Origin of the sequence: Paraclostridium benzoelyticum (assembly GCF_001006285.1) — a bacterium.
Lineage (GTDB): Bacteria > Bacillota > Clostridia > Peptostreptococcales > Peptostreptococcaceae > Paraclostridium > Paraclostridium benzoelyticum.
The window spans coordinates 1-1,353 of sequence record NZ_LBBT01000113.1; the positions used below are offsets into that span (position 1 = coordinate 1).

Consider the following 1,353-nt stretch of genomic DNA (forward strand, 5'->3'; position numbering starts at 1 on the left):
TATTAAAAGCCCATGTTAATCATATCCACTTTTTAAATTTTTTCTACAAAGAAAAAATCCTCAGATATATATCCAAGGATTAAATTTAGACTAAAGGTATTTATTTATTATATATATATTAATCTTAACTTAATAAGATTAGGGGCTAATTATTAATAGAATTTATACATATTTTATTAAAATAACCGTATAAATCCTCTTCTTTTCTAAATAAAGGTAAATTCATGTTTTTGTGTATTTTAACAAGCCATGGACTATTTAATCCTGCCTCTTTAATTTTCAAATCATCTTTAAAAACTTCATTAGAATTTCCTTCAATAGTTATCTTACCTTTATTTAAAACATATATATAGTCGCAAAGGTCATATATTAAATCCATATCATGGCTCGATATAACTACCTTTACACCCTTTTCACATAATTCTTTTAATATTTTTATAATAGCTTTCGTACTTATTGGGTCTAATCCAGCTGTTGGCTCATCTAATAAAACAACTTGGTTTTCCATAGCTATAACAGATGCTATAGCTACTCTTTTTTTCTGACCATAACTTAAAAAATGTACTGGTTTATCTATTAAATCTATAGCATTAACCAATTCCAATGCTCTATAAACTTTTTTATTAATTTCACTTTCTTCTAAACCTATATTTCTTAAAGAAAATGCAATATCATCATATACTCTTGAATAAAATATCTGCTTATCTGGATCTTGAAATACTATACCTACATCTTTTCTTAAGTTATACAAGTCTTTCTTTTTATAACTTAATTCTTTGCCCTCATAAAAAATTTTTCCTGATGAAGGTTTTAATATACCCATTAAATTCATAAATAAAGTTGACTTCCCTGACCCATTTGAACCTATTATTCCAATCATATTCCCATTTGAAAAATCTAAACTTATATTGTCTAATGCTTTATTATTTTTTTCATATTTATATGTTAAGTTTTCTACTTTAAACATTTTAGTCTCCTATACGTGAAATTTACCATCATACAATTTTATATCTAAAGATGTACTCATATCTTCATATCTTCTCATCATTCTGAAAAACAATGTTTTTATAAGCAATGACATTGAATTGTAAGATGTTTTTAAATTCGTATATCCAAATTTTAACTGTTGTGATTTATATATTTCTTCTGCTTCTTCTATAAATATAAATATAAATCTATAAATTAAAATCATCAATTCTATAAGTGTATGTGGAATATGTAGTTTTTTTAATACTATTATTAATTGATTAAATGGAGTCGTAAGTATTAAAAAGTAAATTGATATAATACAACTCATAGCTCTAAGTAATATGTTTACTGAACTTTTTACAGCAAATTTAGTAGTCCCTATAT

The 1,353-nt window shown here is 24.2% G+C and carries 2 protein-coding genes; both read right to left on the bottom strand.

Annotated features, from left to right (window positions below):
- Window positions 1-145 precede the first annotated feature (145 nt).
- Window positions 146-967 (bottom strand): energy-coupling factor ABC transporter ATP-binding protein, encoded by an 822-nt coding sequence (locus tag VN21_RS04970; RefSeq protein WP_046822326.1) that lies wholly within the window; start codon window positions 965-967, stop codon window positions 146-148.
- Between the two features lie 9 nt (window positions 968-976).
- On the bottom strand, window positions 977-1,353 hold a 377-nt coding region (locus tag VN21_RS04975), incomplete at its 5' end, for a CbiQ family ECF transporter T component (protein WP_046822327.1).

Excerpts from the sequence above, each read along its gene's own strand:
- VN21_RS04970 (WP_046822326.1), bottom strand. The coding sequence starts at position 967 with ATGTTTAAAGTAGAAAACTTAACATATAAATATGAAAAAAATAATAAA.